The organism is Cellulophaga omnivescoria (assembly GCF_027915275.1).
GTDB classification, from domain to species: Bacteria; Bacteroidota; Bacteroidia; order Flavobacteriales; family Flavobacteriaceae; genus Cellulophaga; species Cellulophaga omnivescoria.
Genome location: NZ_CP115819.1, coordinates 3,097,923 through 3,124,315, shown reverse-complemented (window position 1 = coordinate 3,124,315; position 26,393 = coordinate 3,097,923). Strand labels below are relative to the sequence as shown.

The window sequence follows — 26,393 nt, the reverse complement described above, 5'->3', positions numbered from 1 at the left end:
AGGATTTTTATATAACTTAAAACTATAGGTCTTATAAAATATAATCTGTGCTAATAAAGTTAGACAATCTAGTCTCTAACAATTGTTCTATAATTTCATTATTAATATCATTGTCTTTAGACGCTACAAACGTACGTACAGAGAAAGAACGTAAAGCATCATGTACACTTAAAGTTGCTTGTGCAGAGTCTTTACGGCCGGTAAAAGGGTAAACATCTGGACCTCTTTGGCAAGAGCTATTTAAGTTAACCCTACATACCAAGTTTACCAAAGTATCTATTAACGGAGCTAATGTGTATACATCTTTACCAAATAAACTTACTTGCTGTCCGTAATTAGACGCAGCCATATCATCTAAAGGTTCTTCGATATTACTAAAAGAAACAACAGGCACTACTGGTCCAAATTGCTCCTCTTGGTACACACGCATGTCTTTAGAAACAGGGTATAAAACTGCTGGCCATATGTAATTATCTGTAGTTTCGCCTCCTTTTTTATTTAAAATTGATGCCCCTTTTGCTTTAGCATCATCTATAAGTTCTTGTATATATGCAGGTTTATTAGGCTCTGGTAATGGTGTAAGTTTTGCTCCGTTATCCCAAGGGTTACCAAATTTAAGTTCGTCTACACGTTTAGCAAAACGTTTGTTAAACTCATCTGCAATACTTTCATGTACATATACAACTTTAAGAGCTGTACAACGCTGACCGTTAAAAGATAATGTACCAGCAATACATTCATCTATAGTTAAATCTAAATCTGCATCTGGTAAAATAATTGCAGGGTTTTTAGCTTCTAAACCTAAAACCAAACGCAATCTGTTACTTTTTGGGTGCTGGTCTTGTAAAGCATTTGCAGATTTACTATTACCAATTAAAGCAAGTACATCTACTTTACCTGTTTTCATAATAGGACTAGCTACAGCTCTACCTCTACCAAAAATAATATTTACAACACCATTTGGGAAAGATGATTGAAAAGCCTCTAACAAAGGAGTAATTAATAAAACACCGTGTTTAGCAGGTTTAAATATTGTAGTATTCCCCATTATTATTGCAGGAATAAGTAATGCAAAAGTTTCGTTTAACGGGTAATTGTAAGGCCCTAAACAAAGTACAACACCTAAAGGACCTCTACGTATATGGGCATAAACACCATCGTGTTTTTGAAACTTAGCCGCATCCCTATCTAACTGTTTATAGTCTTCAATAGTGTCTTTAATATATATTACTGTACGGTCAAATTCCTTTTCAGAATCTGGTAAAGACTTACCAATTTCCCACATTAAAAGTTTTACAACTTCATCACGCTTAGTAATCATTTTTTCTACAAACTTCTCCATACAATCTATACGCTCTTTAACACGCATAGTTGGCCAAGCACCTTGACCTTGATCATACGCCTTTAAAGCAGCATTTAATGCATCTAAAGCTTCTTCTTCTCCCATATCTGGAATACTACCTAATAATGTAGGTTTGTATTCTTCTGTAGATGATATTGTAGAAAATACTTCTGTAGTTGGTCCGCTCCATTTTTTAAGATCACCACCAACCAAGTATTCTTTTTGTTCTATTAACTCGGTTATTTTATATTCTTCAGGAATAACTGTTGTACTCATTTTTTATCAATTTAAAGACTATTACTAGTATCTTGAATAGTGAATTTACTAAATCTTACGCTTAAAACAGAGGTTATAAACCATTATATTTATTGCTTTTAATACGAAAACGTTTTCAATTTCATTTTTTAATAAAAATTTAGTAAAATGTGTCTTTTTATACTAAATATTGAAACAGGTCTGGTTTATTATTTAAGTAGTCGCCAAAGAAATTATTTTCTTTCATTCTAGCAATTAATGGCTTTAAATCCTCAGGTTTTTTTAACTCTATACCAACTACAGCAGGAGCATTTTCTTTACTAGATTTTTTAGAATATTCAAAATGAGTAATATCATCTGTTGGTCCTAAAATTTCTGCAACAAACTCTTTTAAAGCACCAGGACGTTGCGGAAAACGCACTATAAAGTAATGCTTTAAATTGGCAAATAACAAAGCACGTTCTTTAATTTCTGCAGTTCTTGTAATATCATTATTACTACCGCTTACAACACAAACCACATTTTTGCCTTCTATTTGTTTTGCATATTGGTCTAATGCTGCAATAGTTAAAGCTCCCGCAGGTTCTACAACAATAGCATCTCTGTTGTACAAGTCTAAAATAGTTTGACATACTTTACCTTCGGGCACAGTAATAACATCGTCTAAATACTGCTTGCAAATATTAAAAGTTAAATCGCCCACGCGCTGTACTGCAGCACCATCAACAAATTTATCTATATCTTTTAGTTCGGTATTTACTCCGTTTTTTATACTAGTTTTCATAGATGGTGCACCAGCAGGCTCTACTCCTATAATTTTAGTAGTAGGAGATAACGCTTTAAAAACACCACATAAACCAGCAGCTAAACCACCACCGCCAATAGCCACAAAAATATAATCTATTGGTTTTTTAGATTGATGAATGGCTTCTAAACCAACAGTAGCTTGCCCCTCTATAGTTTTTGGATCGTTAAAAGGGTGTACAAAAACTTTTTGGTGTTCTTCACAAAATTGAAGAGCAGCTTTAGAAGAATCGTCAAAAGTATCACCTTCTAAAACAATAGTAACCCAATCTCCTCCAAACATTTCTGTTTGCTCTACCTTTTGTTTTGGCGTAACCGATGGCATATAAATTGTGCCTTTAATTCCTAAATGGTTACACGCAAATGCTACACCTTGAGCGTGATTGCCTGCACTAGCACAAACAACACCTTTTTGTCTTTCTTTATTACTTAAAGAGCTAATTTTATTAAATGCTCCCCTAATTTTATAAGATCTAACACGATGTAAATCTTCTCTTTTTAAAAGGATATTTGTATTAAATAATTTAGAGTAACGGATACTCTCTAACAAAGGGGTTACATCTGCCACTGCACTTATGGTTTGTGCAGCATTTTTTATATCTTCTATATTTGGGAAATAATTCATTTTAGTTAAAATAAAAAAACCTGCCCAGTTTCTAAAAAACCAGACAGGCTATAGAATAGTTTAGTTGGGTTTACACTATAGGTTTCATTGCAGTCATAGATGCTCTTAATCTTGCACCAACAATTTCTACCGGATGCTCTCTTAATGCTTTATTTACAGCAATTAATTTAGCATTATCTACACCATTACCTGCGTTTGCAGCATAAGGTTTGCCAATAATAGAGGTATCTACTTTAGCCATAAAATCTTTTAATAAAGGCTTACAAGCATGATCAAATAAATAACAACCATATTCTGCAGTATCCGAAATTACTCTGTTCATTTCAAATAACTTTTTACGGGCAATTGTATTGGCAATAAGTGGTGTTTCATGTAACGACTCGTAATATGCAGATTCTGCAATAATACCAGATTCTGTCATTGCTTCAAAAGCAAGCTCTACACCTGCTCTAACCATAGCAACCATTAATACACCATTATCATAAAATTCTTGCTCAGAAATTTCTACATCACCAGCAGGAGTTTTTTCAAAATTAGTTTCTCCTGTAGCAGCGCGCCAATCTAGCAAGTTTTTATCTCCGTTAGCCCAGTCTTCCATCATAGTTTTAGAGAACTCACCTTCCATAATATCATCCATATGTTTCTGGAATAACGGACGCATAATATCTTTTAGCTCTTCAGCCAATTCAAAAGCCTTTATTTTAGCTGGGTTAGACAAACGATCCATCATATTAGTAATTCCACCATATTTAAGACCTTCTGTAACAGTTTCCCATCCGTATTGTATTAATTTAGATGCGTAGCCAGCATCAATACCTTCTTCAACCATTTTATCAAAACAAAGAATAGATCCTGTTTGCAATAAACCACATAAAATAGTTTGTTCTCCCATAAGGTCTGACTTTACTTCTGCTACAAAAGAAGATTCTAAAACACCCGCCTTATGACCTCCAGTTGCAGCAGCATATGCTTTTGCTTGTGCTAAACCTTTACCTTCTGGGTCATTTTCTGGGTGCACAGCAATAAGTGTTGGCACACCAAAACCTCTTTTATACTCCTCACGAACCTCAGATCCTGGAGACTTAGGAGCTACCATTATTACGGTTAAATCTTTACGCACTTGGGTGCCTTCTTCAACAATATTAAAACCGTGAGAATATGAAAGTGTAGCACCATTTTTCATTAACGGCATTACCGTATTTACAACATTTGTATGCTGTTTGTCTGGTGTAAGATTGATTACTAAATCTGCCGTTGGTATTAATTCTTCATAATTACCAACAGTAAAACCATTTTCTGTTGCGTTTTTGTACGATGCTCTTTTTTCATTTATAGCAGCATCACGCAAAGCATAAGAAATGTCTAATCCAGAGTCTCTCATATTTAAACCCTGATTTAAACCTTGTGCTCCACAGCCAACAATTACTATTTTTTTGCCTTTTAATGCTGTTACCCCATCAGAGAATTCTGTAGTATCCATAAATCTACATTTACCCAATTGGGTTAATTTGTCTCTTAATGATAAGGTGTTAAAATAATTTGACATTTTCTGTACTCTTTTTTCTCTCAATATCTAAACTGAGAATGATTAATTAATTATGTTGAAATTCTTCTAATAAGCTACTAATACGCATTTCTGCTTTACTCACTGCAATTCTACCAGAACGTACAAATTGCATAATACCGTAAGGTTCTAGCTGGTCATGCATTTTATTTATTTCTTCTCTTTTTCCTGATTTAGAAATCACAAAAAAACCTCTGGCCACCGTTACAATTTGCGAGTTGTTTTCTTTAATTATGTTTTGAATATTACGTTCATCAAATAATAAATCTGACTTAATTTTAAATAAAGCAGATTCTTGATAAATAATTTCTTCATCGTTATGATAAAAAGCCTTAATTACTTCTACTTGTTTTTCAATTTGACCAACAATGTTCTGCACCCATTTTTCTGTTGTGTTTACAACAATAGTGAATTTAGAAACACTGTTAATTTCTGATTTAGAAACATTTAAAGCCTCAATATTAATATGTCGTTTTAAAAATATGCCCGATATTCTGTTTAACAACCCTACGTTGTTTTCTGAATAAACCGATATGGTATACCAATTATTTTCCATTTTTTTATTGCCCCAATATTACTTTACACAAAAGCTATTTTGGAATTTTTTAATTAAACTTATTTTAACCTAACTTCTGATACTGAAGCACCCGAAGGAATCATAGGAAAAACGTTATCTTCTTTTTCTACTTTAACCTCTAAAAAATAAGGATCTTTAGAAGCTAACATTTCTTCTATAGTAGATTTTAACTCACTACGCTCACTTACTCGTTTAGATTTTATATGGTACCCTTCTGCTATTTTTACAAAATCTGGGTTTACCATTACTGTAGACGCATATCTTTTATCAAAAAATAACTCTTGCCACTGGCGTACCATACCTAAATGATCATTATTTAAAACAATAATTTTTACAGGTACGTTATGCTGAAAAATTACGCCCAACTCTTGTATTGTCATTTGGTAACCTCCATCTCCTATTATTGCAACAACTTCTCTATTCATTGCTCCCATTTTTGCACCTATAGCCGCAGGTAAAGCAAAGCCCATAGTACCCAAACCACCAGATGTAATATTACTTTTTGTCTGGTTAAATTTAGCATATCTACAAGCTATCATTTGGTGCTGACCAACATCACTAACAATAACGGCACTGTTATTAGAGGCAACATTTATTTGCTCTATAACCTCACCCATTGTTAATTTTTCTTTAGTAGGATGAATATCTTTTTCTATAACTGTGCTATACTCTAATTGATATTTTTCTTTGAAGACATTGTGCCAATCTGTATGCTTATTATTATTTAATAGCGGAATTAGAGTCTCTAAACTTTCTTTAGCATTACCCAGTACAGCAACATCGGTAGGAACATTTTTGTTTATTTCTGCCGGATCTATATCAAAATGTATAATTTTAGCCTGTTTAGCATAGCTATCTAAATTACCTGTTACTCGATCATCAAAACGCATACCAATAGCAATTAGAACATCGCACTCATTAGTTAAAACATTAGGCGCATAATTACCGTGCATACCAACCATACCAACATTTAAAGGGTGTTCACTATCTAAAGCTGCAACACCTAAAATTGTCCAAGCAGCCGGAATACCGGTTTTTTCTATAACCTTCTTTAATTGCTCTTCTGCTTCTCCTAAAATTACACCTTGACCAAATACTATAAATGGTTTTTTTGCTGAATTTATTAAATCTGCAGCAGCTTTAAGTTGGTTAACATCTACTTTAGGATACGGATTATAACTTCGTACACCTGTACAAGCTTCATAAGTAAAATCTAACTCATCAAACTGTGCATTTTTGGTAATATCTACAAGTACTGGTCCTGGTCTACCCGACCTGGCAATGTAAAAGGCTTTTGCTAATATCTCTGGGATTTCTTCTGCTCTGGTAACTTGGTAATTCCATTTAGTTACAGGAGTAGAAATTCCTATAATATCAGTCTCCTGAAAAGCATCTGTACCTAATAAATGTCTTGGAACTTGGCCTGTAATACATACCATAGGAGTAGAATCTATTTGGGCATCTGCCAATCCTGTAACCAAATTTGTTGCTCCCGGACCAGAAGTTGCCATAGCAACACCTACTTTACCAGAAACTCTTGCGTAACCTTGTGCAGCGTGTGTTGCTCCTTGCTCATGACGAGTAAGAATGTGTGTTAGTTTATCTTGAAACTTGTATAATTCGTCATAAACAGGCATAATTGCTCCACCCGGATAACCATAAATTAAATCTACACCCTCTGCTAATAAACAATGTATAATAGCTTCTGCTCCACTAATTTTTATGGTTTTATTATTTTTTGATGTTGTCTTTTGTTCTTTTACTGTTTCCATTTTCAAAGAGTTAAAGTAAAAAGTGTTATTGTCCTGTTTTAGAGCTTAAACAATAGTACTTTTTCAATTTTTTATTTTTTATTAAAACTCATCTGTAACACAACCTTGGGCTGCAGATGATACTGAACGAGCGTACTTGTACAATACACCTTTTTTAAATTTTAATTCTGGAGCCACCCAATTAGCTTTACGTTTAGCCAATTCTTCTGGTGTAACATCTACATTAATAGCATTAGTTTCTGCATCTATTGTAATAATATCACCGTCTTTTACAAGAGCAATAGTACCACCGTCTTGGGCTTCTGGCGCAATATGACCTACAACAAAACCGTGCGTACCTCCAGAGAAACGACCGTCTGTAATTAAGGCTACATCTTTACCCAAACCAGCACCCATAATTGCAGCTGTTGGCTTAAGCATTTCTGGCATTCCTGGTCCGCCTTTTGGTCCCTCGTACCTAATGACGACTACATCTCCCTTTTTAACTTTACCATCTCTAATACCATCATTAGCATCATACTCACTATTAAAAACTTTAGCTGTACCTTTAAATAATAATCCTTCTTTACCTGTAATTTTTGCTACAGAACCATTTTCTGCCAAATTACCGTACAGCATACGTAAGTGGCCTGTTGCTTTTATTGGATTTTCTAGAGGACGAATAACATCTTGTCCCTCTATTAAATCTGGCACATTTTCTAAATTCTCTGCCAATGTTTTACCAGTAACAGTTAAACAGTCACCGTGTAATAATCCGTTTTTTAATAAATATTTTAACACAGCCGGAATACCACCAATACGGTGTACATCTTCCATTAAATATTTACCACTAGGTTTTAGGTCTGCAATAAAAGGTGTGGTATCACTAATTTTTTGAAAATCCTGAAGCGTAAAATCTATATCTGCTGCTCTTGCGATAGCTAAAAAGTGTAATACTGCATTAGTAGAACCACCCATAATTGTAACTAGGCGAATAGCATTTTCTAATGATTTTCTGGTAACAATGTCTAAAGGTTTAATATCATTTTTAAGTAGATGATACATTTGCTTACCAGCCTCTACACACTCTTGTTTTTTTTCTTTACCAATTGCAGGATTAGAAGAATTGTATGGTAAAGACATACCCAACGCCTCTATAGCAGAAGCCATTGTATTTGCTGTGTACATACCACCACAAGCACCTGCACCAGGTATTGCTTTTTTAATGATACAACCAAACTCCTCTTGCTGCATTGTGCCAGCTACCTTTTCTCCCCAAGCTTCAAACGCAGAAACAATATCTAGTTTTCTATCATTATGGCAACCGGAAGCAATTGTACCCCCATAAACTAAAATAGATGGTCTATTTAAACGAATCATTGCCATTAGAGCACCTGGCATATTTTTATCACAACCTACAACGGTTACCAAACCATCATAAGACATACCTTGTACCACAGTTTCCATAGAATCTGCAATAATGTCTCTTGAAGGTAATGAAAAGCGCATTCCTGGTGTACCCATAGAAATACCATCACTTACGCCAATAGTATTAAATATTAAACCAACAGACTCGTTTGTATTTACACCTTCTTTAACTTCTTTAGCCAAGTCATTTAAATGCATATTACACGGATTACCCTCGTAACCAGTACTTGCAATACCCACAATAGGTTTATTAAAATCTTCATCTTTAAAACCTATACCGTACAACATTGCTTGTGCTGCAGGTTGTGTTGGATCTTGTGTTACATTTTTACTGTACTTATTTAACTCCATTTGGCTATATCTTGTAATTCTTATTGTTTATTGAATATAATTTACTATTCAAATATAATTCTTTCACTTTCTTCATTTTTTTAACAATGTTTTTTAGTATAAATTCAACTCACTATATATTTATTTAAAAATCTGATATTCAGTGTTTTAAAACCTTAAAATGTATCACATTCAGCTATTTTATTTACTTTAATAGTTTAAATGTATTATGGTTTTAGTTACGTTAAAAACAAAAAAAAGCCTGTGTCAATTTTAGTATGACACAGGCTTTTCTTAAAATCAATATAAGACCGCATCATCCCCCGAGAGAGATAATAATGACTAATACGATAATAATTATATTGTTTGCTTTCATTGTTATAGCAATATTAAAAAAATTTTATTTATTGACAATAATTTTTTTGAGAAATTAATTTACCGTAAAATATTTTTCAAAAAAAACGTCTTCGCCCTCATTGGTAAATCCTCTTAGAGTTGCTTTAAATTCTCCTGTAATATCTGATGTGTAAAACTCTATCTTCTTAATGTTTTTAGTATCAAAACTAATATATGGTTGCCAAAGTAATTGATATCTTAAATCTGGAATATTTTTTTTATTTTCTAAATTATCATAATCAGGTTTATAATAGATTAAATGTTTTGTTGGAGGAGATAAGCTATAATTTAAAATACCTAAACTAGAGTAAGGCAATTTAAAATCTCCTTTTTTTGTATTAATTTCTATTATTCCTTCATAAATTTCCTCACCATATACATACTTATTCCTTACTATACTAATAGTATCTATATTTCTAGCATCATAATTCATTAGTATTGTATGATCCTGAACCATAATACCATCAACAATTACAAGTGCTTTAATATTAGAATAATCAAAATAATCATTATTACTATTTACCATTCTAACTTGGAAAATATATTTATCATCGCCAATTTTTTTAGACCAGACATTATTTACTATTTCTACCAATGTTTCTTTTACTGTTTTAAAACGAGTATAATCATCTAACTGGTAAGTAAGTTTATTTTCTGTAGTAAATTGCAAAATTTTATCTTTTACCAAAATAGAATCCGGTTTAAGCTCAAAATATGCATTCTCTATTTGATTGTGAATACTTCTTTTTTTAATTTCTTTATTTGCGGAAAAAGGAATTGACGGATTTTTATAGGTTAGAGATGATAAATTTACAGGTTTAGGATTGTTAATATTTATGGTGTAATTTTCTTTATTTTTATTAAATACTTGTATAATTGCTTTTGAGGTGTCGTATTCTTTATCTATAATAAATTTAAATTCACCCAAATTATTAGTTTTAGAATTTTTAAAAAAATATCCTTTTTTGCTTGGTATAGAGATACAAACCGAAATATTATTAATTGGTATAGAATCACTAATTGATTGTATATTGCCCTCTATAATTTCTCCACGTAATTCTGGTAAAGTAATATCTTTTTCTTCTTTTAGCAGTACGTATGGATTAATCTCATCCTTAAAGGAATTGTAATTATTAGAATATTCCTGAGAATTTAAAACAATTGCATTAGTTTTATGAACAGATAAAGAATAAGTACCGTTTATATGTTTTTGTTCTGGAAATAGTTGCAGTGTTACTTTTGCCCTTTTGTTGTATGCATTTTTAGAAAACTCTATATTTAAATCTCCTTTATTTAAATTTTCACCAATAAACTTTACTGTATTAGAAGGCATATTTGTTTTTGAAACAAAGTTTATATTTTGGTTTTCCTGATAAGGATTAATAATAATTATGTCTCCTGAAAAAAATGCTGACACTTTGTTATTTTTCATCCAACTTGTGTAACCAATAATTTTATAGTTTCCACTAGCAACAGAAGTTGGTATAAAAAAATCTCCTCTACCAATACCATTTTTTAAAAAAACTTTTTGAGTAACAACAACTTTATTACCTTCCCCTATTAAATCAACATAACCAATTTTGCTGATTTCACTAGGTTTTTGATTTTTTAAATATGTACAATACATTGTATAATGTGCATACTCACCAACAAACAGTAAATTAGAATTGTAATGAATATAGACTTGTTCTTTTAAAGCATTTGAAACACTTTTGGTTTTGTAATTTTGTTGACCAAGTAGATTATTAGATAAATGAACTAAAAGGCAAAAAATAAAAACTTTGTATAATTTTTTCATTATTCTTTTTTTTTAATCTTCCCAAAAATCTGGGACAATACTACTACTAAAAACGGTACAATCTCCACAAGCAATTGAAACATATACATTAGGTCCGGATTCAATATTACCGTAAGGACAAAATTCTATTGAACAAAGTTCTGGTTCATCAGTTACCCATGTGTGTGACTTATTTTTAATAATATTAATTACCCTGTTAATTTCTTCAGGTGCAATAAAAGAACAACTAAAAGGATATTTAGCCCTTGAAACCTCATCTGTAAAAATATCATTATACTCAAAAAATATCCTTTTGGAGGATACAGATGAAACCTCAAAAAATCCTATTACCTTTTCACTTTCATCATTAATATTCTCTATATTTCCTTTTAAAAATCCGGGTTGTATTTGAGAAAATAAACTCTCTGAACTAGATAAGTCATTTAAAGTTTTATAGAAAGTATGAGCTTCTCTAGATATAACATATTGTTTTGCCAAGATTGAATAACGGTTGGAAATCTTATAATCATCTCTTTCTAGAAATCTTATTGGAAAATCCACTAATTGACCATTATTTAAACCTTCTGTTGAAGCTATAATCATAGATGAGGATATGGCTGTACTATAGCAAATTTTTCCAATTTGATCAGATTTGTATTCTATTTCTATTTGAGGCGGATTTTCAGAAACTATCACAGCCCTTCTATTTCTATACCACGGGGCAATTATTTTATGTGTCTCTTCGTACTCGTATCTATAGTATTTTGCATCACCAGAAGCTTCCTGAACATTAACAACAAAAGAAACACCCTCTACTTTGTCTGAGTTTGTAGTTATTTTGCCAAATAAGTTAGTAATACCACTCCCCTCACTTAATGTATTTGGCGATGATACATATTCTTTACCATTTGCTGTCTTAATAAACAATTGATATTCTTCTTTTTCTGCTTTAAAAGCTACATCAGACACATACTCACCTGGCTCTAATTCACTAAAATTATACTTATTATTTAAGTTATCTAAAATAAAAATTTCAGCACCTTCTTCTTTTTTAGCTCCTTCCTCTTCAAACTTAAAGGTTCTACTTAATTTTACCTTTTGATACTTATATTCATCTGTCAATACTGCTTCAACTACCAAAAGACTCTCGTAGTCCTTTGTTTCTGGTGTAAACTCTTCTATACAACCAATTAATAAAATACATAAAACTAAAAGTGTGTGTACAACTCTGTATTGTTTTATTATATAATTTTTCATAAAGTTTAAAATTTTATATTATACGTTATTGTTGGTATTGGAATAGAAAAAATTGAACTTTTATAAGCTTTTACCTCTCCATTATCTGTAACAAAATAAACAGAATATGGGTTATTTCTTCCTAAAACATTATAGATTGAAATATTCCAAAAACTATGACCTATTTTTTTAAGTTTGTGATTTCCCTCTACATTAAAACTTAAATCTAGTCTGTAATAATCTGGTATTCTAAATTTATTACGTTCACTATAGGTTGTATAGTTAGATCCTTGATATGTAAAATTACCTGTTGGATATGTTACAGGTCTACCAGTTTGATAAGTAAAATTTCCAGAAAAGCTAAATCGCCTTGTTACTTTGTAATTGGAAACTAAATTAAAATTGTTAGGTTTATCATAATTAGCAGGAAAATAATCTCCGCCATTTACTTGTTCTTCGGGATATTTACTGTTTAACTGTATTAAAGATTTAGAATACGTATAACTTAACCAGCCATTAACATCTCCTGAATTCTTACGCACTAAAAATTCTACACCATAGGCCTTTCCTTTTCCTTGTAAAATTTCAGTTTCAATATTTTCATTTAAATTTAGTTGGGCTCCTGTTTTAAAATCGGGTACATTTTTAGATAATTTATAATAACCCTCTAAACTAATTTCGTAATCATTTCCATCTATATTTTTATATAGGCCCAAAGTAAATTGTTCTGCTTTTTGTGGTTTTATATTATAGTCAGATAATTTCCAGGTATCAATTGGAGATCCTGTTGTATTATTTGATAAAGTATGTATGTATTGATACATTTTATTATAACTACCTTTAATAGATAAATTATTTTTTAGCAAATACCTAGCTGCAATTCTAGTTTCAATACCTCCATAAGTTTTAACTTTTTCATTATTGCCAAAGTTTATTTCCTCCTCAACTGTTTCATCACTTTTAGGTTCTCCTTCTCTGTAAACTCTTGTAGTGTTTCTCCCTAAGGCTGTAAAAGTTGAATATCTAACCCCCAAATTAAACATTAATTTATTGTTAACCTCAAAATCATCTGCTAAAAAAATGGCTGATTCTACCCCTTTTTCTTTATCCAAACTAACTGTTTCTACATCAGAATCTTCACCAATTGGTTGTTTATTACCAGGAGTTACATTGTATAATTTGCTTGTTATACCGTAGTTAAATTTGTGCTTGTTATTGTACAAATAAATTATTTTATATTTAAATCCTGTTTCTCTAATTCCATAATCAAAAGTAAAATCGTTATTTGTTTCTCCTTCATAATCTATATTAAAGCCATAGTTAGTGTTGAATAATGATAAACTTCCTAAATTTTTACTATTTATCTTATTATCCCAACTTAAAGAAAACAAAGTATTATTATAACTATATAAAGAATCTGAAGTGATACTGAAAACATCTTTACTGTAATATGCAGTGGCTTTAAGATCATTATTATCATTAATTTTATAATTATATTTTCCAATTAAATCATAAAAATTTGCTTTACTTTTACTTAAATTATCATCATTTAATGATTTTAAAACCCAATCTGAATAAGTAGATCTGCCACCTAACATTAATGATGATTTATCTTTTATAACCGGAATCTCTACTGCAATATTATTAGTGATAGGACCTATAGATGCCTCTCCTTTAAAATCATTTACATTACTTTCTTTGGATTTGATATCAAAAACAGAAGACAATCGTCCTCCAAATTCTGAAGGGATACTCCCTTTATAAACTTTTAGACTTTTTGTAGTAAATGGATTTAAAGCCTGAAAAATACCAAAAAAATGAGATGGATTGTAGATAACAGCGTTATCTAAAAGTATTAAATTTTGATCTGTTTTTCCTCCTCTAACATTAAAGCCAGTAGCTCCTTCTCCTGCTGTTGTTATACCTGGTAATGTTGTTGCAACTTTTAGGATATTTCTTTCCCCTAATACTAAAGGTATATTTTTAGACTCTTCGGAATCTACCTCAGATGTACCCATTAAAGTCTCTTCTAGATTTTGATCTTGCTCACCATCTAAAACAATTTCATCTAACTCTTCAACATCTTCAAGTAAATTAAAATTTAAATTCCCATCATTAAACAGTAAAACTCTTTTTACTTGTTTTTTAACTCCTATAGAGCTAACTTCTATTAGGTTTATTCCTTTAGGTAATTCTAATTTATAATACCCCTTACTATTTGTTGAAACTCCAATATTTTTATTTTTAACATAAATAGTTACATCGGCTAAGGGTAATTTACTTGAATGTTGTTTAACATAACCCGTTAAAATAAATTTATCCCTTAAATCATTTAAGTTGGACTTTCCAATCCTAATCGTTTCTACAAAATCATTTTCAATATCTTTATTTTTTTTACTTATAAAAACAGGATTTTGCAAATTAACTTTTGGTTTTAATTTGCTAATACTATCATAAATTGGCTCATCAAAGCTACTAGGTAGTTTATTATAAATTACTCTGTTTTGTAAAACGTAAACATTTTTATTAATTATAAAATAGTTTAAATCTGTATTTTCAAAAATTTTATCTAAAACTGTGGTTAAGTTGGCATCACTAAACTTACCTGATATTTTTAAATTGAGAAACCATTTATTAGAAAAATAGAAATTATACTCAGAAACACTCTCTATTTTATTTAAAACCTCTTCTATTGAAGAACTATTAAAATCTAAAGAAATTAAGTTTTCTTTTTCTTGAGAAGATGCTTTATTGCAAAAAATTAGTATTAAAACTATTATAGTAAATTTTTTCATCTATAAAGAATTAGCTTTTTTACTCATTAACATGTTTAACCTTTTCAAAAGAACAATAGTATTTTTGTCATTGTTCATTTTTCCGTTTGAGTATTCCTTAATTACCTTTTTATATTCAGGAAAAATTTTAAATAATTGCCGGCTTTTATTTATTCTTATAAACTCATTTTTGTAGTATAAAAAATCTTGAGACTTATAAGAAAATTTATATTGTAGCTTACCTGTAGACCAAACTTCATTTTTTTGTTTAAAATGCTTTCTGTAAAAATTAAAATTTGCTGTATTTAGTAATAATTCTGCATAACCTTTTAATACCTCACCATTGTTTTCCAAAAAATCAATATTTACAAAATATTTATCATCAATAGAAAAGCTTTTTACCTTATTATTTAATGGCCTTATAGTTCTTAAATTATTATCACTGTTTTTTAAAGTAAGTAGTAAACTTTCTTCAAATAAATCGTATTTAATATTAATGTTATTAAAGAACTGATTATCATAAATTAATGATCCTTCATAAAAATCAAACTGATTATAGTACCTATGACTATCCTTGTAAGCATTTTCTTTTTCAAAATAAGCATCTCCATCATCTAAATATCCATTATATAATAATGTATTTTCTAACCCAATTTGTTTATCAAACCATCGATAAATAGCCTCATCGTGCTTTGTAAGTTTACTACTTGATGACTGACTGCATAAGTGAAGTGGAACAGTAAACATAGTAATAAACACTATGTATAGTGTGGTTTTATAATTCATTTGTATACTAATAACTTTGGTTGGCTATTCAAATATAAATTTTCAACAATAATTTAGCTTATTTTTAACAAATATTCATAATAATTTAACAAACATCACTATTTTATATTTCATTAGAATCAGGCATAAACCACATGTTAATGTCTAAAAAGTGTGCATTTCATCTAAAAATCAAAAACTTGTGTGTATTTCATCGAAACGTAAATAATAAACCTAAAAAAGCACGGTTATAATAATCCCAAACCTTATTAAACCTACTATTAATGACATGTTTAGAATGTAAGAAAGAGCTAAGCTATATTGACCATAAAAATGCTATTGATGCATTTGGAGTTGAGTTATGTGCAAAGCATCAAGTGAGATTAAACAGGCTTATTATAAAAAACAATACGCCTAAAGAAGCTATACAGTTATATTATGGTCTTAAAGAAAGAGGCTTAACACCAATGCTAGAATGGTGGGACGGTAAAAAATCTATAGATATAGCTATTTCTAGAGTTAAACTAAATATAGAAATTGATACCGAGTACCACATGTTAACACATGAACAAGCAATAAACGATTTAGAAGAAGCAATGCATTCTTTCAAAAATGGCTTTACAACTATTCGTATCCCCAATGATTTAATAAAGCATCATTTTACAGAAACAATTAATAATATTCTTGGTATTGTAGAAGGCTTAAACGCAAACATTAAAAAAATATAAAACAGCATAAATTTAATTATATATTAAGGATTACCTACCCCTAATATTTAATTTTGTTAATTATATTTTTATTTTTAGTACCTTGGTGTTTTCATCAAGCAAAAAAGAAATGAAAATAGTACATACTGTTTATATTTTAATTTTATGTTTTTTTATGTCGTGTAATTCTAAAGCTCAAGATTGGGCTAATTTAAATAAATATAAACAGGCAAATAAAGAACTTAAAGCTCCAACAGAAAGTGATAACAGAGTTGTTTTTATGGGCAATTCTATAACCGAAGGTTGGAGTAATGCGATGCCTAGCTTTTTTGAAAATAAAAATTTTATTAATAGAGGAATAAGCGGACAAACTACACCTCAAATGCTTATACGTTTTAGGCAAGATGTTATAAACCTAAAACCCAAAGTTGTTGTAATATTAGCTGGCACAAATGATATTGCTGGAAATACTGGTCCTACTACTCTAGAGGAAATTACAAATAATATAAAAAGTATGGCAGAACTTGCCACTACAAATAATATAAAAGTAATTATTTGTTCTACGCTACCCGCTTTTGATTATCCTTGGTCTCCTAACAAAGAACCTAATATAAAAATACCAGCCTTAAATAAAAAACTAAAAGCTTATGCTGCAGATAATAATTTAATTTATTTAGATTATTTTTCTGCTATGGCTACCAAAGACTATGGGCTAAAAAAAGAACACTCTGGTGATGGCGTACATCCAAATAAAAAAGGATATCAAGTTATGGCTCCTTTAGCAGAAGAAGCTATAGCCAAAGCACTAAAACAATAGTGCTATGCATAACGCTCTAGTAAGTATTTTAATTCCTTTTAAAAATGTTGAGAAATTTTTAGATGAGTGTATTTCTTCAATCATTTCTCAAACATACACTAACTGGGAAATTATTGCAATTAATGATCACTCTACAGATAAAAGTGCTATTATATTAGAAAAATACGCTGTAAAAGACAAAAGAATAAAATCTGCATTAAATACAGGCAAGGGTATTATTAGTGCCTTACAATATGCCTATAAGTTAAGTAGCGGCACGTATATTACTAGAATGGATTCTGATGATATAATGCTACCTAATAAGATTGAAGTTATGCTCTCTACACTATTAACAAATGGCCCAAAACATATAGCTATTGGTAAAGTAAAATATTTTGCTAAAAATGGGGTAAATGATGGTTATAAAAAGTACGAGGAATGGTTAAACAAGCTAACCGAAACAGGTAATAACTATTCTGAAATATATAAAGAATGCGTAATACCTTCTCCGTGTTGGATGGTACATAAAACTGACTTTGATTTGGTGGATGCTTTTAACCCTACTACTTATCCTGAAGATTATGATTTAGCATTTAGATTTTACAAACACAATATTAAATGTATACCTTGTAATATTATTTTACATAAATGGAGAGATTACAGTAAAAGAACCTCTAGAACTAGTGATCATTACGCTCAAAATTACTTTTTAGACATAAAACTTGATTATTTTTTAGAGCTAGAGTACAAAGCAACTAAAAATCTAATTGTTTGGGGTGCTGGTAAAAAAGGGAAAGAAATTGCTAAAAAACTACAAACTAAAAATATAAACTTTACCTGGGTTTGTAACAACCAACAAAAAATAGGTAAAAACATTTATAATATAAAACTACAACACTTTACAACAGTTAAAGAAGTAAAAGATTTGCAAATTATTATTACTGTTGCTAACCATAAAGAACAAACAAGCATAAGGGCTTACCTTAATACCCTTAAATTAAACACAGTAAAAGATTATTTTTTCTTTTGCTAAAGTATTATTTGCTTTGCATCAATTTCATTATATTTGACAAATCAAATTAAGGAATGCAGTTTAAATATCCGGATCTTCTTTGGGCTTTATTTTTACTATTAGTTCCTATATTTATTCATCTTTTTCAACTCCGAAGATTTAAAAAAACTCCTTTTACCAATGTTGCACTCTTGCAAAAGGTAAAAACACAGTCTAAAAAAGCTAAAAACTTAAAAAAGTTGTTACTTTTATGTACCAGACTTTTATTATTTACTTCTTTAATAATTGCTTTTGCCCAGCCGTATTTCGCCAAAAAAGATGTATTTAAAAAAAGAGAAACTATTATTTATATAGACAATTCTTTTAGTATGCAAGCACCAAATAATGGTACAAGTATTTTACAAAATACCATACAAGAGCTCATAAAAAATACTCCTAAAGAAAAAGAATTTAGTCTTTTTACCAATACTGATACTTATAAAAATGTTGTTTTAAAGGAAATACAAAACAATTTGTTGTCGTTAGAGTTTAGTAGCAACCAACTACAATTAAAAGATATTATATTAAAAGCAAATACACTTTTTAGCAGTAATGGCAGTAGTATTAAAGACTTTATAATTATATCAGATTTTCAGAAAAAAAATAATTCTGCCGTAATAGACAGTATAGCAAATATAAACGTTTATACAGTTAAACAACAACCTAACACTTTTACAAATATTAGTATAGATAGTGTATACGTTTCTAATACAGATGCAACAAACATAGAACTTAGCGCTAATTTAACTGCTAATAAAAACGCCAATAATACTGCTGTGGCATTATATAATAATGATACTTTAACAGCAAAAACATCTGCTGCATTTAATAAAACAAAAAAAGCAAAAGTAAAATTTACGTTACCAAAAAATGTAAAAATAAATGGCAGAATAGAGCTTACTGATGCCGGCTTATTATACGACAACAACTTTTATTTTACCATTAATAAAAAAGAAAAAATAAAAGCATTAATAATTTCAAACACAGAAACTAATTTTTTAAATAAAATATTGTCTAATGATGAGTTTACGACTTCTGTAACAACACTAAATCAATTAAACTACAGTAAAATTACTAGTCAAAACTTAATTGTTTTAAATGAGATTAACTCCATACCAGAATCATTAAAAAATGCTTTAATTGCATTTACCAAAAATGGAGGTAGTTTATTAGTAATACCTTCTTTACAGGTAGAACCTAAAAACTACAATGCATTACTATTTAATTATTTTAACACAAATATTAAAGGAATTACCAAAATAGAGCGTAAAATTACTGGTATTAATTTTTCTCATAATTTATATAAAAATGTGTTTCAAAAAAGAGTTACAAACTTTCAGTATCCAACTGTTAATAGCTCATTTATTGTATCAACTACTTCCCCATCAATTTTAAATTATCAAGACGGATCACCTTTTTTATTAGGCGCAAATGGCTTTTATTTTTTTACTAGTAGTTTATCTACAGAAAACTCTAACTTTAAAGGGTCTCCACTAATAGTACCAACAATATACAACATTGGCTACAATAGTTTTAATATTCCTAAGCTGTATTCCACAATTAATAAACCTACTAATTTAGATATAGAAACAACATTAGATAAAGATGTAGTTTTAAAAATTGTAAAAGATAAGTCTGAAATTATTCCACAACAACAAGCGTTTACCAACAAAACTACATTAACGTTTACAAACGCCCCAAAAAATGCGGGTATATACACTATTAAAAAAGGAAATATAGATTTAGGTACTATAAGTTTTAATTACAACAGGGAAGAAAGTAAACTACAATATATAAACACTAACACTATAATTAATAGTACAGAAAGCAATAGTATTAGTCAATTATTAACCAATTTAGAAAATAACCAAAAGGTACATGAGCTTTGGAAATGGTTTGTTATTTTTGCTTTGTTTTTTGTAATACTAGAAGTTCTTATTCAAAAATATTTTAAATGAATATATTAATAAAATCTGCCAAAATTTTTGATAACTCAAACAAGGATATTCACCTAAAAACTAAAGATATTTTAGTTAAAAATGGTGTTATAAGTAAAATTGCAGATGCAATAACTCCAGAGCAAGAAACAAAGGTTATATCTAAAAAAAACTTATGTATATCTATTGGTTGGCTAGACACTAGTGTGTGTTTTGGAGAACCAGGTTTTGAAGAAAGAGAAACAATAGCAAACGGATTAAAAACTGCTGCTAAAGGTGGCTTTACAGATATTATTTTAAACACAAATACCAATCCAATTCCGTACACTAGCTCTACGCTTGCTTATATTAAAGATAAAGCCAAAGAAGAAGTAACAAATTTACATCCGCTAGGTGCATTAACTGTAAATAGTGAAACTGTAGATTTAGCGGAATTGTATGATATGAAAAACGCTGGCGCTGTTGGGTTTTCTGATTATAAAAAAGCTACAACCAACTCTAACCTTTTAAAAATAGCACTACAATATGCACAAAATTTTAACGGGTTAATTTATTCTTTTCCGTTAGACACAAAAATTGCAGGAAAAGGAATTGTGAACGAAGGTGAAGTATCTACAAGTTTAGGGTTAAAAGGTATTCCGGCATTAGCAGAAGAGTTACAAGTAGCCAGAGATTTATTTATTTTAGAATATACCGGTGGTAAATTACACATACCTACAATTTCTACTGCAGGATCTGTTAAACTAATAGCCGAAGCTAAGAAAAAAGGATTAGATATAAGCTGTAGCGTAGCATTACACAATTTACTTTTTACCGATGAAAAATTAACTGAATTTGATACCACTTATAAAGTACTACCTCCTTTAAGAACTAATAAAGATATTGAAGCCCTTATTAGTGGTGTAACAGATGGTACAATAGATTTTGTAACCACAGACCACACACCGTTAGATATAGAACAGAAAAAAGTTGAATTTGATAATGCAGCTTATGGTACCATTGGTCTAGAATCATCATTTGGTATGTTAAATACTATTTTTAACACAGAAACTACTGTACAAATTTTAACAAAAGGAAGAGAACGTTACGGCTTACAAAAGCCAGAAATAAAGGAAGGAGCTAAGGCTTGTTTTACTTTGTTTGATGAAGATACATTGCATTTTTTTGATAAAAACACATCTATTAGCACTGCTAAAAACTGTATGTTTTTTAAAGAAAAATTAAAAGGTCAAGTTTTTGGAATTTTAAATTGTGATAGCCTGGCAATACTTTAAGGTATTTAGTTGCGTTATTAAATAGACTAAAAGATAGTCAACTTTTTTTAACCAACTAATTAATAAATTATGATTTTTGGAATTACCTTAATACTACTAGGTATTTTAGCCGCACCATCTTTACTATTATCTAAAAAGCCAAATGCCCAAGAACTATTAGACAAAATTACACCTTACCAAGGTTGGATAGGTTTGGCATTTTGTATTTGGGGAGTCTGGGGGATTATTTCTTGTATATTAAGATTAGGTATATTAACTACCAGTCCAATATACTGGATAACTTGGCTAGCTGTAAACGTACTTTTGGCTGCTTTAGGATTTATTTTAGGTTATGGAATGATAAACAAACATTTATTAGCTAAAAATGAAGAAGCAAAAGCAAAAGGAGAAGTTTTATTAGCTAAACTAAGACCTTTACAAGGGAAATTAGGTATGGCAGCTATTGCATTAGGTATTTGGCAAATAGTTACAAGCATATTGTTTTTTTAAAAAGTTACAATACAAATAATAAAAAATAAAAAGAGGTCTTAATTAGACCTCTTTTTTTTTACAAAATTTTTACCTTGCACAAAAAAATATAATGAGTACAAATCCTAAAGGAAAAACTACAGCAATAGTAGCTTACCTAACTGGTGTAGGCACCTTAATTGCAATTACTATGAATATGGATGATAAGCACGATTTTGCTCGTTTTCATATTAGACAAAACTTTGGTTTAAATTTATTTTTTTTAGGTTTTGCGCTATTTATAAGCCAATGGTTAAACTTATATGCTTCGGCTGGTTTGTACATCTCTTACATAGTATTATGGACCTATGGTTTTATTGGTATGTTAAATAACAAAAAACAAGCAATTCCGCTTATAGGAAAAGCTTCTCAAAAATGGTTCACTTTTATAAATTAGTATGACTACAGCACCTTTATCTTTAGAACACATTATACAACCAGCAACTGTAGAACAAGAAAAAACACCCGTTTTATTTATGCTACACGGGTACGGCAGTAATGAAGAAGATCTTTTTTCTTTTGCTACAGAATTACAAAAAGAGCTTTGCATTATATCTGTACGTGCTCCCTACCCTATGCAACCATATGGTAATGCTTGGTATGCCATAAATTTTGATGCGGAAAAAGGAAAATGGAGTGATGACGAGCAAGCCGCAGAATCTATAGAAAAAATACTTGTTTTTATAGATGAGGCCTGTAAAGCCTATAATTTAGATGAAAGTAATGTTACACTTTTAGGTTTTAGTCAAGGTGCAATTTTAAGCTACGCTACAGCAATTTGTTATCCTGAAAAAGTAAAAAATGTAATTGCACTTAGTGGATATATTAATGAGAATTTAATAGCCAAATTAAGGACAGATAAAGACCCTAGCAAACTAAATATCTATGCTTCTCACGGTACTGTAGACCAAGTAATACCAATTAGCTGGGCACAAAAAACACCTAATTATTTAAAAGGTTTAGGTATAGCGTGTACTTATGAAGAATACCCTGTTGGTCATGGTGTTTCTCCACAAGGTTTTTATTCTTTTAAAGAATGGTTATCTGATAAAATTTAAAAATAATATTACAAAAAAATAACCCCCTGAATATTTTATTCAGGGGGTTATTTTTTTTTGTAAAAAAGACTAATCTCTTCTGTATAATAAATGATCCATCATTGTAAAATCCACTCCTAAATCATCTTTAAGATTATACTTAATTAACAATTCACCCCAATATTTACCATCAGAAAAATCCGCAATAATCCATTTGTGGTTTAAAACTTTTATCTTGTTAATTTTAAAATTACCTTCCATACCAGCGTAAGGCACTAACGGATTATCTCCTTTAGACTCATTGGTTTCTATTAGTTTATCTTCAATATATCTTGCAGGGTTTTCTAACCTTAAATGATCAAAACTTGTTAACGCATCATCATTATTTTCTAATAAAAAGTATTTAAGATCTAACATATTAATAGTAGACTGCTGTATGGAATCTTCAAGTCTAGTATTTTTAGTTTCAAGACTCTCAATTTTATCTTGTAACTGAGCAAACTTCGTATTAGTAGCATCAATCATTTTATTAGCACTTACAAACTGATATAATGCAATTAAAGCTGCAAAAATAAATAGGTATAAATATAAATACTTTTTCATTTGGTATTATTCTAAATGTTTATGGTTAAATTATCATAGGCCAAATGTACATTATTTGGCAAAGATTTTTCTACTTCTGCATGAAAACCTAATAAATGACTTATATGTGTTAAGTAAGCTGTTTTAGGTTTTACTATATTTATAAACTCTAATGCTTCTTCTAAATTAAAATGAGAATGATGCGCCTCTATACGTAATGCATTTACCACCAATACTTTTACATCTTTTAATTTTGCAATCTCTTTTTTAGAAATACTTTTTACATCTGTTAAATAAACAAAATCATCTATTCTAAAACCAAATACTTCTAACCTATTGTGTAGTGCCTTTATAGGTATAGCTACTTTATTTCCTAACTTAAAAGGAGTATTTTCTTTAATTTCATGTATAGCAACAGCAGGAGCCCCAGGATACCTGTCAATATCTGCAAAAATATAAGCAAAACGCTTTTTAAGAGCTTCAATTACTTGGCTATCTGCATATATAGGTATATCCCCTTGTCTAAAGAAAAATGGTCTTATATCATCTATACCTGCAGTATGGTCTGAGTGCTCATGAGTAAACAAAATACCATCTAAACTAGGTATAGGGTTTTGCAACATTTGCTGTCTAAAATCTGGACCACAATCTATTACATAATTGTACTCTTCCCATGAAATTAAAACAGATACTCTTAATCTTTTATCCTTTGGATTTTTACTTAAACATACAGGATGTTTACTACCAATAACTGGTATTCCTTGAGATGTTCCTGTACCCAAAAATGTGATTTTTAACAATTCGGCCTTTTTTATCAAATTTATAACATATTTATTTAATAGATAAATCTATCTTGTTAACTTTGTATACCGTAAAAAACAACAAAGAATGTCATCAGTCTTAAAAAAAGATTTTGCTTTTGAGAATATTCCTTCTACTAAAGCCAAAACCCTAAGAATAAATTTAAATCCTGATATCTACGGTACTTTTGCAGAAATTGGTGCCGGACAAGAGACTGCCAGACACTTTTTTAGATCTGGTGGCGCATCTGGAACCATTGCCAAAGCAATGAGTGCGTATGATAAAGATTTTAGTGACGCTATTTATGGCGTAGAAAACGATGGTAGATATGTTACCCAAGCACGTTTAAAAACAATGCTTTCTCATGAAATGGGATTAATGGAAGAACGTATTAGTAGAGAAAAGCACCCAGAACGTTTATTTTTCTCTTACGCAAACACTGTTGCTACTATAGATTTTGCCAAAAAATACAAAGGTCACGGTTGGGTTGGTATCCGTTTTCAGTTAGATCCAGACCAGAAAGAGTTTGACGAGATTATTATGCACGTTCGTTTTAAGCAAAACGAAGCTAGGTTGCAACAAGAAACTTTAGGAATTTTAGGTGTTAACCTTATTTATGGAGCCTTTTACAAATATCACAAACCACGTAAACTACTTAAATACCTTTATGACCATATAGATAAGGATACTGTAGAAATTGATATGATTAATTTCTCTGGTCCTAATTTTGAAAAAGTAGACAATAGACTAATTAGCTTACAGCTAATTAAGAATGATATGACGGATGCCGTTATGTTTGGCCCTGATGGTAATAACCTTTTACCAGCTGCTGTACTTTACAAAAAAAATATACTAGCGCTACGTGGTAGTTACAGACCCGTAACCAAAGTAAATATGGATATGTTTGAAAAATCTCATAATATTTTTATGAGTGAACAAACAGTAAACCCTGACAAAACTATTGTAATTTTTGAAATTACACTTGCCAATTTAAAAGCTAGTGGAGAAATAGATGAGCAAGATTTTATGGATAGAGCAGAACTTTTATGTTCTCTTGGCCATACAGTAATGATATCTAAATTTCAGGAATATTTTAGACTTGTAGAATACTTTAATAATTATACAAAAGCTAAAATTGGTTTAACTATGGGTGTTAATAACCTTGTAGAGGTTTTTGATGAAAAGTATTACAGACATTTAAGTGGCGGTATACTTGAAGCATTTGGCAAATTATTCTTTAAAGATTTAAAGGTATACTTATACCCAATGAAAAACGAAGAAACTGGTCAGATTATGACAAGTAACAACGTTAAAGTACACCCAAGAATGAAAGAGCTTTACAAATTCTTTAAGTATAACGGCAAGGTAATGGATATCTTTGATTATGACCCAGAGATATTACATATCTTCTCTAGAGATGTATTAAAGAAAATTACCAACGGAGATAAAGACTGGGAAAAAATGTTACCAGAAGGTATTGCCGAAATTATAAAACGAAAAGAGTTATTTGTACGTAAGGCAGATAAAAAATAATTGAAAAAGCCACATTTTAAATGTGGCTTTTTTTAATGTTTTTATTCTAATATTTGTGCTGCATGGTCTTTGGTTTTAACCTTGTCTATAACTTTAGTTACTACACCATCTTCATCAATAATAAATGTTTTTCTATGAATACCATCGTAAACCTTACCCATAAACTTTTTTGTACCCCAAACACCAAAAATATTTAACACCGTATGGTCTTCATCTGCCAATAGCGGAAAAGGAAACTCATACTTTGTTTTAAAATTAGATTGTCTTTTAGCAGAATCTGCACTAACACCTAAAAGCTCATACCCTTGCGCTTGCAATTCTTTATAATTATCTCTTAAATTACAAGCTTCTGCAGTACAACCAGGAGTACTTGCTTTTGGATAAAAAAATACAATTAATTTCTTTCCTTTATAATCAGATAAGCTTACAGCATTACCATCTTGATCTTTAGATGTAAAATCTGCTACTTTATCACCTACTTTTAAAGTATTCATAAGTAAATTATTTAAATTCGTTTTTTCTAATTTTTAGTAAAGCTAATCAA

At 30.1% G+C, this 26,393-nt stretch carries 22 protein-coding genes; 9 read left to right on the top strand and 13 right to left on the bottom strand.

Annotated elements, in window-relative coordinates:
• Positions 1-31: 31 nt before the first annotated feature.
• From PBN93_RS13780 to PBN93_RS13735, 10 genes are all read right to left on the bottom strand, one after another.
• Complete coding sequence (locus tag PBN93_RS13780) at positions 32-1,618, bottom strand: NADP-dependent glyceraldehyde-3-phosphate dehydrogenase (RefSeq protein WP_077405681.1); 1,587 nt, start codon at positions 1,616-1,618, stop codon at positions 32-34.
• 157 nt (positions 1,619-1,775) lie between these two features.
• Complete coding sequence (gene ilvA / locus PBN93_RS13775) at positions 1,776-3,026, bottom strand: threonine ammonia-lyase IlvA (RefSeq protein WP_077405678.1); 1,251 nt, start codon at positions 3,024-3,026, stop codon at positions 1,776-1,778.
• A gap of 70 nt (positions 3,027-3,096) precedes the next feature.
• The gene (gene ilvC, locus PBN93_RS13770; RefSeq protein ID WP_077405675.1) at positions 3,097-4,572 is read right to left on the bottom strand and encodes a ketol-acid reductoisomerase; all 1,476 of its coding nucleotides are present in this window, start codon (positions 4,570-4,572) and stop codon (positions 3,097-3,099) included.
• A 46-nt stretch (positions 4,573-4,618) separates the two neighbouring features.
• Positions 4,619-5,146 (bottom strand): acetolactate synthase small subunit, encoded by a 528-nt coding sequence (gene ilvN, locus PBN93_RS13765; protein WP_271080877.1) that lies wholly within the window; start codon positions 5,144-5,146, stop codon positions 4,619-4,621.
• A gap of 59 nt (positions 5,147-5,205) precedes the next feature.
• A complete protein-coding gene (gene ilvB / locus PBN93_RS13760; protein ID WP_271080876.1) occupies positions 5,206-6,939 on the bottom strand; it encodes a biosynthetic-type acetolactate synthase large subunit in 1,734 nt (577 codons plus the stop codon).
• A gap of 81 nt (positions 6,940-7,020) precedes the next feature.
• Positions 7,021-8,697, bottom strand: a complete 1,677-nt coding sequence (ilvD, locus tag PBN93_RS13755; protein WP_077405668.1) for a dihydroxy-acid dehydratase — start codon at positions 8,695-8,697, stop codon at positions 7,021-7,023.
• Positions 8,698-9,106: 409 nt separating this feature from the next.
• Positions 9,107-10,870, bottom strand: a complete 1,764-nt coding sequence (locus tag PBN93_RS13750) for a hypothetical protein (RefSeq protein ID WP_077405665.1) — start codon at positions 10,868-10,870, stop codon at positions 9,107-9,109.
• Between the two features lie 12 nt (positions 10,871-10,882).
• Entirely contained in the window at positions 10,883-12,106 is a 1,224-nt protein-coding gene (locus tag PBN93_RS13745; protein ID WP_077405662.1) for a DUF4249 domain-containing protein, read from the bottom strand.
• Between the two features lie 5 nt (positions 12,107-12,111).
• Positions 12,112-14,880, bottom strand: a complete 2,769-nt coding sequence (locus tag PBN93_RS13740; protein WP_077405659.1) for a carboxypeptidase-like regulatory domain-containing protein — start codon at positions 14,878-14,880, stop codon at positions 12,112-12,114.
• Positions 14,881-15,645, bottom strand: a complete 765-nt coding sequence (locus PBN93_RS13735; protein ID WP_271080875.1) for a hypothetical protein — start codon at positions 15,643-15,645, stop codon at positions 14,881-14,883.
• A 263-nt stretch (positions 15,646-15,908) separates the two neighbouring features.
• Between PBN93_RS13735 and PBN93_RS13730 the strand changes: the two genes are divergently transcribed.
• From PBN93_RS13730 to PBN93_RS13695, 8 genes are all read left to right on the top strand, one after another.
• Entirely contained in the window at positions 15,909-16,352 is a 444-nt protein-coding gene (locus PBN93_RS13730) for a hypothetical protein (RefSeq protein ID WP_013622305.1), read from the top strand.
• Between the two features lie 109 nt (positions 16,353-16,461).
• Positions 16,462-17,148 carry an SGNH/GDSL hydrolase family protein gene (locus PBN93_RS13725; RefSeq protein ID WP_139344253.1) on the top strand — a complete coding sequence of 229 codons (687 nt, stop codon included), beginning with the start codon at positions 16,462-16,464 and terminating at the stop codon, positions 17,146-17,148.
• Between the two features lie 4 nt (positions 17,149-17,152).
• Complete coding sequence (locus PBN93_RS13720; RefSeq protein WP_077405653.1) at positions 17,153-18,160, top strand: glycosyltransferase family 2 protein; 1,008 nt, start codon at positions 17,153-17,155, stop codon at positions 18,158-18,160.
• 53 nt (positions 18,161-18,213) lie between these two features.
• Positions 18,214-20,136, top strand: coding sequence for a BatA domain-containing protein (locus PBN93_RS13715; RefSeq protein ID WP_271080874.1), 1,923 nt, complete (start codon positions 18,214-18,216; stop codon positions 20,134-20,136).
• Positions 20,133-21,389 carry a dihydroorotase gene (locus tag PBN93_RS13710; RefSeq protein ID WP_077405647.1) on the top strand — a complete coding sequence of 419 codons (1,257 nt, stop codon included), beginning with the start codon at positions 20,133-20,135 and terminating at the stop codon, positions 21,387-21,389. Before PBN93_RS13715 ends, PBN93_RS13710 begins: the two co-directional genes overlap by 4 nt.
• Positions 21,390-21,458: 69 nt before the next feature.
• The gene (locus PBN93_RS13705) at positions 21,459-21,878 is read left to right on the top strand and encodes a hypothetical protein (RefSeq protein ID WP_077405644.1); all 420 of its coding nucleotides are present in this window, start codon (positions 21,459-21,461) and stop codon (positions 21,876-21,878) included.
• Positions 21,879-21,969: 91 nt separating this feature from the next.
• Complete coding sequence (locus PBN93_RS13700; RefSeq protein ID WP_077405641.1) at positions 21,970-22,293, top strand: hypothetical protein; 324 nt, start codon at positions 21,970-21,972, stop codon at positions 22,291-22,293.
• A 1-nt stretch (position 22,294) separates the two neighbouring features.
• Positions 22,295-22,954, top strand: coding sequence for an alpha/beta hydrolase (locus PBN93_RS13695; protein WP_077405638.1), 660 nt, complete (start codon positions 22,295-22,297; stop codon positions 22,952-22,954).
• 69 nt (positions 22,955-23,023) lie between these two features.
• Here the strand turns inward: PBN93_RS13695 and PBN93_RS13690 are convergent, their stop codons facing one another.
• Both PBN93_RS13690 and PBN93_RS13685 read right to left on the bottom strand, forming a co-directional pair.
• A complete protein-coding gene (locus tag PBN93_RS13690; protein WP_077405634.1) occupies positions 23,024-23,536 on the bottom strand; it encodes a hydrolase in 513 nt (170 codons plus the stop codon).
• An 11-nt stretch (positions 23,537-23,547) separates the two neighbouring features.
• Positions 23,548-24,297, bottom strand: coding sequence for an MBL fold metallo-hydrolase (locus tag PBN93_RS13685; RefSeq protein WP_271080873.1), 750 nt, complete (start codon positions 24,295-24,297; stop codon positions 23,548-23,550).
• Positions 24,298-24,403: 106 nt separating this feature from the next.
• Between PBN93_RS13685 and PBN93_RS13680 the strand changes: the two genes are divergently transcribed.
• Positions 24,404-25,849, top strand: a complete 1,446-nt coding sequence (locus tag PBN93_RS13680; RefSeq protein WP_077405628.1) for a nicotinate-nucleotide adenylyltransferase — start codon at positions 24,404-24,406, stop codon at positions 25,847-25,849.
• 41 nt (positions 25,850-25,890) lie between these two features.
• Here the strand turns inward: PBN93_RS13680 and bcp are convergent, their stop codons facing one another.
• Positions 25,891-26,343 (bottom strand): thioredoxin-dependent thiol peroxidase, encoded by a 453-nt coding sequence (bcp, locus tag PBN93_RS13675; RefSeq protein ID WP_077405625.1) that lies wholly within the window; start codon positions 26,341-26,343, stop codon positions 25,891-25,893.
• Positions 26,344-26,393: the final 50 nt, after the last annotated feature.

Bases quoted from the DNA above. Each gene is read 5' to 3' on its own strand.
- PBN93_RS13780 (WP_077405681.1), bottom strand. From the start codon at position 1,618: ATGAGTACAACAGTTATTCCTGAAGAATATAAAATAACCGAGTTAATA.
- ilvA (WP_077405678.1), bottom strand. From the start codon at position 3,026: ATGAATTATTTCCCAAATATAGAAGATATAAAAAATGCTGCACAAACC.
- ilvC (WP_077405675.1), bottom strand. From the start codon at position 4,572: ATGTCAAATTATTTTAACACCTTATCATTAAGAGACAAATTAACCCAA.
- ilvN (WP_271080877.1), bottom strand. From the start codon at position 5,146: ATGGAAAATAATTGGTATACCATATCGGTTTATTCAGAAAACAACGTA.
- ilvB (WP_271080876.1), bottom strand. From the start codon at position 6,939: ATGGAAACAGTAAAAGAACAAAAGACAACATCAAAAAATAATAAAACC.
- ilvD (WP_077405668.1), bottom strand. From the start codon at position 8,697: ATGGAGTTAAATAAGTACAGTAAAAATGTAACACAAGATCCAACACAA.
- PBN93_RS13750 (WP_077405665.1), bottom strand. From the start codon at position 10,870: ATGAAAAAATTATACAAAGTTTTTATTTTTTGCCTTTTAGTTCATTTA.
- PBN93_RS13745 (WP_077405662.1), bottom strand. From the start codon at position 12,106: ATGAAAAATTATATAATAAAACAATACAGAGTTGTACACACACTTTTA.
- PBN93_RS13740 (WP_077405659.1), bottom strand. From the start codon at position 14,880: ATGAAAAAATTTACTATAATAGTTTTAATACTAATTTTTTGCAATAAA.
- PBN93_RS13735 (WP_271080875.1), bottom strand. From the start codon at position 15,645: ATGAATTATAAAACCACACTATACATAGTGTTTATTACTATGTTTACT.
- PBN93_RS13730 (WP_013622305.1), top strand. From the start codon at position 15,909: ATGACATGTTTAGAATGTAAGAAAGAGCTAAGCTATATTGACCATAAA.
- PBN93_RS13725 (WP_139344253.1), top strand. From the start codon at position 16,462: ATGAAAATAGTACATACTGTTTATATTTTAATTTTATGTTTTTTTATG.
- PBN93_RS13720 (WP_077405653.1), top strand. From the start codon at position 17,153: ATGCATAACGCTCTAGTAAGTATTTTAATTCCTTTTAAAAATGTTGAG.
- PBN93_RS13715 (WP_271080874.1), top strand. From the start codon at position 18,214: ATGCAGTTTAAATATCCGGATCTTCTTTGGGCTTTATTTTTACTATTA.
- PBN93_RS13710 (WP_077405647.1), top strand. From the start codon at position 20,133: ATGAATATATTAATAAAATCTGCCAAAATTTTTGATAACTCAAACAAG.
- PBN93_RS13705 (WP_077405644.1), top strand. From the start codon at position 21,459: ATGATTTTTGGAATTACCTTAATACTACTAGGTATTTTAGCCGCACCA.
- PBN93_RS13700 (WP_077405641.1), top strand. From the start codon at position 21,970: ATGAGTACAAATCCTAAAGGAAAAACTACAGCAATAGTAGCTTACCTA.
- PBN93_RS13695 (WP_077405638.1), top strand. From the start codon at position 22,295: ATGACTACAGCACCTTTATCTTTAGAACACATTATACAACCAGCAACT.
- PBN93_RS13690 (WP_077405634.1), bottom strand. From the start codon at position 23,536: ATGAAAAAGTATTTATATTTATACCTATTTATTTTTGCAGCTTTAATT.
- PBN93_RS13680 (WP_077405628.1), top strand. From the start codon at position 24,404: ATGTCATCAGTCTTAAAAAAAGATTTTGCTTTTGAGAATATTCCTTCT.
- bcp (WP_077405625.1), bottom strand. From the start codon at position 26,343: ATGAATACTTTAAAAGTAGGTGATAAAGTAGCAGATTTTACATCTAAA.